Origin of the sequence: Levyella massiliensis, from assembly GCF_000308275.2 — a bacterium.
Classification (GTDB): Bacteria; Bacillota; Clostridia; order Tissierellales; family Peptoniphilaceae; genus Murdochiella; species Murdochiella massiliensis_A.
The window spans coordinates 1-9,871 of record NZ_HG529493.1 but is presented as its reverse complement, the minus strand read 5'-3'; the positions used below and the strand labels follow the sequence as shown (position 1 = coordinate 9,871).

The following is a 9,871-nucleotide window of genomic DNA, read 5'->3' as shown; positions in this document are numbered from 1 at the left end:
TAGATGAAAGGTTCAGAATGTAAATTCGTTAAATACATGGAGGGCTCTGACAAGCGCTTTGTCATCCCGGTCTACCAGAGGAATTATGACTGGAAGACCGAGAACTGCAAGCAGCTGTACGATGACCTTGTAAAAATCATCAACGGACACCGGAAGAGTCACTTCTTCGGGAGCCTCGTTTCCGTTTACAATCCCGATGGCCATAACGAGGAGTTCCTGATCATCGACGGCCAGCAGCGCCTCACGACGGTATCGCTGCTTTTCCTTGCCATGTTTAACGTGATTGATAAGGGCATCATCGTGCCGGAGACCGCCAACCTGAAGCAGCGGATTTTCGAAGAATACCTCGTGGACAAGTGGAAACCGGAGGATACCCGTATCAAGCTCAAGCCGGTCAAAAATGACCAGACGGCATTCGGGAAACTGTTCTCTGATCCGACGGAGTATATTCGCGAGTCCAATCTAACCGTGAACTATGATTATTTCTATGATCGGATTCAGAAGCAGGAAATTACTATCGACCAGCTTTACGATGCGATCTGCTGTCTGGAGATTATTAACATTCGGCTGGATATGGACGATAATCCGCAGCTCATTTTTGAAAGTCTGAACTCGACCGGCCTTGACCTTAGCGAAGGTGACAAGATCCGAAACTTCATTTTGATGGGGTTGCCTTCCAAGGAGCAGGGGGACTATTACGAGAAATATTGGAACAAGATCGAGGTTTGCACGAAGTATGATGTGAGCGCCTTCATCCGGGATTACCTGAGTGTGAAGCAGCAGGCCATCCCGCAACAGAAGAAAATCTACATCAATTTTAAGGACTTTGTGGAGCGCAGCAAGATCGATACTGAGCCGCTGCTCGCTGAGATGCTGGCCTATGCAAAGAGGTATCAGATTCTCCTCGATGGCAATTCAGGCAGCGCGGCATTGGATGCCTGCATTGACCGACTGAATCGTCTGGAAACGACTGTAACAAGGCCGTATTTCCTTGAAGTGCTGCGCCTGTATAACGAAAACAAACTGACGCTGGCGCAGGTCACCAAGATTTTCCTGACGACAGAGAACTATCTGTTCCGCAGGACAATGTGTGACCTCCCGACGAATGCCCTGAATAAAATCTTCCTCATGTTGCACCGGGAGATCATCCGGTACGACGGCACCGAGGATAATTATGTCGAGAAACTCAAGTATGCGCTTCTGTCAAAGAAAGAGCGTGCCCGCTTCCCGGACGACGTGGAGTTCAAAGCTGCATTTGAAGAGCGTCCGGTTTACCTGATGAACAGCAAGAATAAGATTTATATCCTTGAGCGCTTCGAGAACTTCGGTACTTCGGAGGATAAGGATGTATATCGTCACTGCGATGATGGCACCTACTCGATTGAACACATCATGCCGCAGCATCTTACACCGGTATGGCAGAAGGAGCTGGGTGATGACTATGAGCAGATACATGAGCTGTGGCTCCATCGCATGGCAAACCTCACGCTGACAGCCTATAACTCGAAGTACAGCAATAGCTCCTTTACTGAGAAGAAAACCATGCAGAATGGTTTCGATGACAGTGGTATCCGCATGAATACTTGGATTGCCAAGAAGGATAAGTGGACGCTGGCAGAGTTGGAGGAGCGCAGCGAATACCTTATGGGGAGAGCCCTGACGATCTGGGCAGCTCCGACCACGGAATATAAACCGGCAGAAAAACAGCTCGACACATATACCCTTGAGGACGAAGGCGAGCTGACCGGACGCTTGATTGCGAAGTTTACCTTTAAGAACACCGAGCAGCCGGTAACGAGCTGGGTGGAGATGTTCCAGAAGGTTATCCAGATTTTGTATGCCGAGGACAAGGCCATCCTCACAAAGCTGGCGATGTCGGAGGAGGAGAACATTGCACTTCACTTCAACACGAATCCGGAAGCTTTCACGAAGTCGCTGGAAATCGGTGATGGCATCTACGTGTGGACGAACACCAGCACACAGAGCAAACTGTCCGTCCTGAGCCGCCTGTTCAAGTTGTATGATGAAGATCCAGCAGACTTGGTGTTTTATCTGCGTGACGAGAATGAGGCAAATGCTGATGAGCCGGGCAGCCGTTATGAACTCAGGAGAAAATACTGGACATACGCACTTCCAATTATTCAGAAGGCGCATGGCGAAGATGGTTCCTTCTTCAATGTGAATCCATCGAGGGACAACTGGATCAATGGCTTCTTCGGTATCGGCGGATTCTATCTGTGCTGCGTGGCAAACTATGATGCAGCGCGGGCAGAGGTCGTATTTGGTAGAGGCAATAAACAGGAAAACAAGGACGCCTTCGATAGCCTGTACACGCACAAGGCAGAGATCGAATCGGCACTGGGCACGACGCTCCAATGGAACCGTGGCGACGATATCAAGTCGTCCAAGGTGTTTATCCAGCTGAGTAATGTCAGCATCGAAAATGAGACCGACTGGCTCCAGATGGCTAACTTTCACGCCGACTGGACGAAGAAGTTCTACGATGTGATTGTGCCGTATATCAAGGGATGAGGAGGAGCTGATATGTATGAAGCACTAACTGCGCTAATCCCTGTGTTAAAAACAGATAATTTCGGCGAATGGATAGTCGATAGAGCTGGGATGTGAGTATCGCTATATCGTTCCGGACCTTTCCGGACATGGAGAGGCAAAAGACGATCCTTATGTAAGTACAGCTGAGGAAGCAGCCACGCTTGCCCATTACTTAAAGGAGCATGTGTTTCTGAGCAAACAAAAGAAGGCGCGGTAAGATCCAAAACCGGTGATCGATAAGGTCGCCATTCCAAGGCAAAATTAAAAATCTGGCAAGGCTATGGACACTGCGAAGAAATGACACAAAACACAGAGGCCTATATGGCTTTTGTAAAAGGATGTATGGATTAAGGAGAATATGGGTTTATGGATATCCTTCGAGCAATACTGGATGGGGTAGCTATCGCTGCTATTTTTAACGGGGCAGTCGCAAGTTTGGTGCTTATAAATCCGAGATGGTTTTTTGATTCGTATCCTAAAGCCATTCAAAAGGCAGCTCCTTTACCCATGACAAAGCAAGAGAAAAAAATAAATTTCATACTAACCATCGCTATCACCGGGATGTGTTTTGTTTATTCCGTTGTAAGCCTTTTGCATTCAAAGACTTTAGGTTTTTGGAACTTGTTTTGGATGAGCTATATTCAGTGGAGCATCTTAAATGCAGGAGATTTTTTGCTGTTAGATTGTCTGTTATTTCAAGGAAAATATAAGGGAAAAATTGTTATTCCTGGCACAGAGGGGCACAAGGACTATGAATTTAAGAATTGGATGAAGCACTTGGCGATTTGGGAACATTTCTTGTTTGTACCCTTTTTGCTAATACCAATCGCGGCTGTCGTTCAGGCGTTCATTGTTGGATTTTTGGCAAGTTGATGAAAACAAAACAATATATTTGATACATTTTAACGGCACAGTCGCTTAGGGTACGAAACTCATACTCAGGGGTACGAAAATTTAGATGTGGTACGAAAATCAATAAGCTCACAGCGATGTTCATCCTAAAATTAAACTAAGAAGCATTACGCGTTACAAGAATCTTGTTCTATCTGGCAGGGTTCTTTTTTATGCAACATTAGGCGAATTGCCATTACCGCATAAAATTCTTGACAAACAAGTTAGTCTATGATAACTTGTTATTTACCGAGATTAATCTCGGTAAGGGGAGGAAAATGATGGTCAGAGAACGATTAGATCCGGAAATGCGTAAAGAAGACATTCAAAAGGCTGCTATGGCACTCTTTTCTTCTAAGGGCTTTAACAATACGACGATGGATGATGTTCGTGAAAAATCCGGTTTATCAGCCGGCGGATTATACTACTACTACAAAAATACGGCAGAAATCCTCTACGACATTATGGACAGAGGAAGCAGGATGCGTGAAGCGACGGTAACAAACACGGTTCAACATATGGGGAACAAGCTTTCACCACATATCTTGGCTGAAGTTGTCGTCGATAAAATGTTGGCGAATAATCCTTTTACGCCTATCTATGTCATGTTTCTTGGTGAGATTAAGAAAAATGAACAGTTTAACGCATTATATGAAAAACTCAAGAGGGATTTGATTACTTACTTTAAGCATTTTATGAATGGGTACGACTGCGGATTGCTTACTGATGATGACTATGAATTTGTAACGAATCTCATCAATGCAAGCTTGTTATCCTGTGAAATTTTAGATACGCGTGAAAATTTTCTAAAGAACAGACAGCACTTGGTATCCATGCTTGAAGGTTATTTTACTCGTTCGACTTCTCAGTAAGCGGAAGTTTCCGGACTCTAAAATCTTCCATCAATTTCAGCATTTCATTCATTTACTAAGGAGGTTTTTTGATATGAACTTATTGAAAAAGTACATCGCCAAAAATAAGACCGGCTACTTTTTCTCGGTTCTTTTTGCCATTTTGGGTGTACTGGCAGGACTTTTTACCTATGTGCTCTTGAGCAAAATGATCATTGCCCTCATTGCAGGGAATGCAGATTTTGCTTTTTATACTAAAGGAGTCCTCAGTATTCTCGCGCTGCTGTGCGCAAAAGAAGTTTTTATGGGTATTTCCACCACGATTTCTCATACGGCGACCTATGGTGCTTTGTGTGAAATCAGGCGAGATATCATGGACAAACTTTTCAAAATGCCGTTAGGAAACATTTTGAATTTAAGCACAGGAAAGCTAAAAGATGTCATCGTGAATCAAGTTGACAGCATGGAGACAACCCTGGCTCACCTGATTCCTGAAATGACCGCTAATATTGTTGGCCCGGTTTTACTTCTTGTTTACATGTTTGTTCTCGATTGGCGCGTTTCGCTCTTGGCACTGGTTCCTCTTGTGATCGGCATGTTTTTTATGGCCGGCCCGATGAAGCGCATGCCTAAAATGTTTCCCAAAGCAGTCAAAATTGGTCAAGACATGAACAACTCGATTGTGGAATATATCAACGGCATCGAAGTCATTAAGTCTTTTAATCAAGGCGATACATCCTATAAAAAATACAGCGATAATGTTTATGCCAAAGCAGATTATTACTGCAAGTGGATGGGCTTGAACAACAACGATTATGCGGTGAGCATGTCGCTTGCACCGATGGGTATTTTAACCATCATTCCGTTTGGCCTTTTCTTCTGTATGCAAGGTAGCCTAAGCGGCGCTCATCTTTTGATGTTGATTATTTTATCGTTTGGCACAATCTCAAATATCATGCAGGTGATGTCTTATGAGGACGATATGGGTCGCATCAAAACCATTGCCGGTGAGATTGAAAAAGTTCTCAACTCAAAAGAGTTATCCCACGCAACCGGTACACAAAACATTTCACGCTATGACATCACTTTCGATCACGTGAATTTCTCTTACGATGACAACAAACAGGTTATCAAGGATGTCAATCTGCACATCAATGAAGGTAGTGTCAATGCACTCGTCGGGTATTCTGGCTCAGGGAAATCGACCGTTGCAAAGCTCCTCGCCGGATTTTGGGATACCGATAGTGGCACCATAACAATTGGTGGCATAGCTCTCAAGGATATGCCTTTAGAACAGCTTTCGGATGCTATTTCTTATGTATCTCAAGACAATTATTTGTTTGATATTTCCATCAAAGATAATATTCGCATCGGCAAAAAAAATGCAACGGATGAGGAAATTATAGAAATCGCTAAAAAATCGGGCTGCCACGATTTCATTATGAAGCTCTCACAAGGCTATGAAACGGTTGCCGGAGAAGGTGGCGGGCATCTCTCCGGCGGTGAGCGCCAACGCATCTCTATTGCACGCGCCATGCTCAAAGATGCACCGATTGTCATTTTGGATGAAGCCACTTCCTATATCGATCCAGAAAATGAAGCTATTTTGCAAGATGCCATCGCCGCATTGGTAAAAGGCAAAACGCTCATTATTATCGCCCATCGACTGAAAACCATTGCAGATGTGGATCAAATATTTGTAATCCATGATGGATATGTTGAAAATCACGGAACACACGATGAACTATTAAAAGATTCTCCGGTTTACCAAGAATTGTGGAGTGCGGCCATGCGAGGTGAAGAAAATGATTAATACATTTAAGAAGTTATGGAAATTTGCAGAGCGTGAGCAAGGAATGATTCGCTCCTCTGTGATCTGGAGTTTTTTGGGCGCGATTTTTAACGTTTTTCAATTTATGGCCATCTATTTGGTCATTGCGGCGATTATAAAGCAGGAAATTACGTGGCAGACGATTGGTATGTGCAGCGCATTCTTATTGCTTTCCTTACTGGGCATCATTATTTCTAAGAAAAATTCCATGCTTAAGCAAACGCATGCCGGCTATTTTACAGCCGCAAATAAACGTATCGCTATGGGAGAAAAAATCAAAAAAGTGCCAATGGGCTTTTTCAATGATTTTAGCTTAGGAAATTTAACGGCCATTGCGACGACAAAGTTGGACAGTCTCGAAACTTGGGTGCCCACACTTTTTATTATGGTATTCGGCGGTCTGCTTGTAACCGTGGTATTTATCCTGTCCCTTTTTATGCTGCATTGGAAAATTGCACTCATTGCTATCGCTGGGTCTTTGATTTTCTTGGCGGCGGCCGCTTTAATGCAGCAAAGATCTAAAAAGAGTTCGGATCGAGTTTCTGTTGTACAAAACGATCTCACGAAAGAAGTGCTGGCAACCTTGCAAGGTATGCAGATCATCAAGTCCTATAACTTGGGCGGACAAAATAACAACAAGCTGGATCAAAGTTTTGAAGAAACAAAAAAATCGACGTTGAGCCTTGAAAAGGCCGTTACGCCTTACACGGTACTGCTGAAAATCATCATTGCGATCACGATTTCGGTTATGATTGCCACAGCACTTTCATGCTACTTTTCGGGAGAGCTTTCTTTGGACTATACCATCATGACGCTGGTTGCCAGTTTTGTGATTTTTAACAGTTTATTGGCTTCTGGTAGTGCTATGGCCATGCTTAGAACCATTGACAACGCGATGGATTCTTATGATTACGTCAATCAAATGCAAGATATGCCGGAAGGTCATATCAATGATGAACTTCAGCAACACGATATTGAATTTAAAAATGTTTCCTTTGCCTATGGCGAAAAGCCAATCTTAAATAATGTGTCTTGCTATATCCCCGAAAGATCAATGACGGCTATCGTAGGGCCGTCTGGTTCAGGGAAAACAACTTTTTGCAATTTGATCTCTCGCTTTTGGGATGTCAATTCAGGAGAGATTCGCCTTGGAGGAAAGAACATTAAAGATTACTCCCTTGAAAATCTCATGAATCATATTTCGATGGTCTTCCAAGATGTCTATCTTTTTGCCGATACGATTGAAAACAACATTAAATTCGGATGCCCAAATGCCAGCCGCGATGATGTGATTGCGGCGGCAAAAAAGGCCCAGTGCCATGACTTTATTTCCGCCTTGCCCGATGGCTATCAGAGCATGATCGGAGAAGGTGGAACAAGTCTTTCCGGCGGTGAAAAACAGCGCATCTCCATTGCCAGAGCAATGCTGAAAGATGCACCGATTATCATCTTTGATGAAGCTACTGCAAATGTTGATCCGGAAAACGAAGACAAGCTGAAAGCAGCCATTGAAGCCCTTACTCAAAACAAAACCGTCATCATGATCGCGCACCGCTTGAAGACGATCCGTAATGCAAACCGGATTTTGGTACTGAACAAAGCAGGGATTGAGCAGTGCGGTACACATGATGAATTGATGCTGCAAGGAGGTCTTTATCGAGCTCTTATCGAATCGAGAAGCAAGGCGGAAAGCTGGAGATTCGCAAATTAAAGTTTGGAACTAACAACAACATCTTAGACATAAAAATGATTGTGCCTGATGTTGTCGAAAATTAAATGTTCAGAAAGGAATTTTATGATGAAACTAAAAAATGTTGTACAGATTGCCGTATTGGCAGTAATTGGCTGTGTTGTAGCCTTTGGAATCAGTATGCTGACGGGACTTTTAGGCATGGCTTCCCTCTACATTTCAGCCGGGTTTGCCGCTTTTGTGATCGGACCGACCTTTGTGATTGCGGCTCGAAAAGTACAAAAGCGTGGCACAGCGCTTCTCTTTTGGGCTGTGCTTGGGTTGGTATATGCAATTTTAGGTTATGGGATCATGATTCCGATTACTCTGATTGCAGGGATTGTCTGCGAGCTGATTATCGGAAAGTACGATAATAGCAAACGCATCGCCATTGCTTTTAGTGTTGCCATGTTTATCGATTCGATGCACAGCATTCTTTTAACAAAAATTTTAGGCGTCGAAGGTTTAGTAAAATACATGTCATCTACCTTTTCTCCAGAACAAGCAGCACAAATGGTTGCCGCCTATACAAATGAAGTGATTTTGATAGCTGTTGCCGTTAATGTTGTGCTGTGCTTGTTAGCCGGATTTTTCGGAGCATTCATCAACAATAAGTTCTTTGAGAAAAGCACTCAGCAGAGCAAGCTCAAATAAGATGAGCCGATCATTTTCCCGCAGAAAAGACCAAGAGGGATATCTTCATCCGCTTACGCTATTTGCCTTAACGATCCTGTTTACCTTCTTGGTCTTTACTCGCAATCCATGGTTATATGGAATCACCTGTGCGGCAAGCTTTTTAATCTTGCTGTCTCGTTCCGCTCGAACCTGCATAAAAAATCTCGTTTTTTATGCAGGTATATTCGGTGTGGCAGTGCTTCTGGCTCATATCTCGTCAGGTTTTACAACAGGAGCTTTTTTAGGACTTGCTATTTTAATTCTTCAGTTGTTTCCGATCATGAATATTGGTCGTGCACTGGTCATGACAAGTTCGACTAAAATTTTTACGGCTATGCATCAGTTGCATTTACCCATAAGTCTATCGGTCGGTCTTGTTACCGCGCTGCGCTTTCTTGACGAAATACTGCTTAGACTTAAGGAAATTAAAGCCGGAATGAAAATCCGCGGCTTTCATGCTTCCCTTTTGCATCCCGTCCGCACTTTTGAGCTGTACTTTGTTCCTTTGGTATATAAGTGTCTGCATGTCAGCGAAACGCTTGTCTCTTCAATTATTGCCAAAGGTATCGAGTATGAAGGAGAAAAAACCAGTTATTATGATATGCGCTTTAAATTCGCAGATGGCATCAGCCTGTTTGCCGGCGTGGCGCTTTTGGGAGTTGCACTATGGACATCATGAAAGTCAATATTGAGCGCTTCACCTATCAAGGAGCAGAAAAGTCATCTTTGCATGCTATTCATTTTGCGATCGCACCGGGAAAACTGGTCGTACTCACCGGTAATTCCGGCTGCGGAAAAACAACGCTTACCAGAGTGATGAACGGACTCATACCGGATCAGTATGAAGGCACACTGGATGGCAAAGTCACATTATTGGATCAAAATCTGCATGATTTTAAGACGGGTACCTTGGCTAAGGTCATCGGCAACGTATTTCAAAATCCATCCGATCAATTCTTTACCCGCAAGGCAGAAGATGAGGTCGCCCTTGTCGGAGAGAACCTCGGCATGCCGCAGGCGGAACTGAGAAAACGGGTGAAGAAAGCTTTTGAGTACATGAGCATTGCTCACTTAATGGATAAAAATTTGAATGAACTTTCCGGCGGAGAAAAACAGCGGGTAGCTATTGCCTCTACCTTAGTTTATGACACAAAGATTATTTTCTTTGATGAGCCTTCAGCTTCCCTTGATCAAGAAGGTATCCGAGATTTGCAAGGCATCCTGAAATTGCTCAAAGCGTCGGGTAGAACCATCATCATCGCCGAACACCGACTATATTTTTTGGAGGATCTCTACGATAAGCTCTATGTCATGAAAGACGGAACTTTTATCAAAGAATTT

At 43.7% G+C, this 9,871-nt stretch carries 8 protein-coding genes; all 8 read left to right on the top strand.

What is annotated here, in order from left to right; genetic code table 11:
- Positions 1-3 precede the first annotated feature (3 nt).
- Positions 4-2,532, top strand: coding sequence for a DUF4268 domain-containing protein (locus BN98_RS07575; RefSeq protein ID WP_019189326.1), 2,529 nt, complete (start codon positions 4-6; stop codon positions 2,530-2,532).
- Between the two features lie 387 nt (positions 2,533-2,919).
- Positions 2,920-3,426 (top strand): hypothetical protein, encoded by a 507-nt coding sequence (locus BN98_RS07570; RefSeq protein WP_019189327.1) that lies wholly within the window; start codon positions 2,920-2,922, stop codon positions 3,424-3,426.
- 296 nt (positions 3,427-3,722) lie between these two features.
- Positions 3,723-4,316, top strand: coding sequence for a TetR/AcrR family transcriptional regulator (locus BN98_RS07565; protein ID WP_019189328.1), 594 nt, complete (start codon positions 3,723-3,725; stop codon positions 4,314-4,316).
- A 73-nt stretch (positions 4,317-4,389) separates the two neighbouring features.
- Complete coding sequence (locus BN98_RS07560; protein ID WP_019189329.1) at positions 4,390-6,108, top strand: ABC transporter ATP-binding protein; 1,719 nt, start codon at positions 4,390-4,392, stop codon at positions 6,106-6,108.
- On the top strand, positions 6,101-7,837 hold the full coding sequence (locus tag BN98_RS07555; protein WP_019189330.1) for an ABC transporter ATP-binding protein: 1,737 nt from the start codon (positions 6,101-6,103) through the stop codon (positions 7,835-7,837). The genes BN98_RS07560 and BN98_RS07555 overlap by 8 nt, the downstream gene beginning before the upstream one ends.
- 84 nt (positions 7,838-7,921) lie before the next feature.
- Positions 7,922-8,509 carry an MptD family putative ECF transporter S component gene (locus BN98_RS07550; RefSeq protein WP_019189331.1) on the top strand — a complete coding sequence of 196 codons (588 nt, stop codon included), beginning with the start codon at positions 7,922-7,924 and terminating at the stop codon, positions 8,507-8,509.
- A gap of 1 nt (position 8,510) precedes the next feature.
- Positions 8,511-9,209, top strand: a complete 699-nt coding sequence (locus tag BN98_RS07545; protein WP_019189332.1) for an energy-coupling factor transporter transmembrane component T family protein — start codon at positions 8,511-8,513, stop codon at positions 9,207-9,209.
- Positions 9,197-9,871, top strand: a 675-nt coding sequence (locus BN98_RS07540) for an ABC transporter ATP-binding protein (RefSeq protein WP_040942884.1), incomplete at its 3' end; no start/stop codon positions are given. The genes BN98_RS07545 and BN98_RS07540, both read left to right, overlap by 13 nt.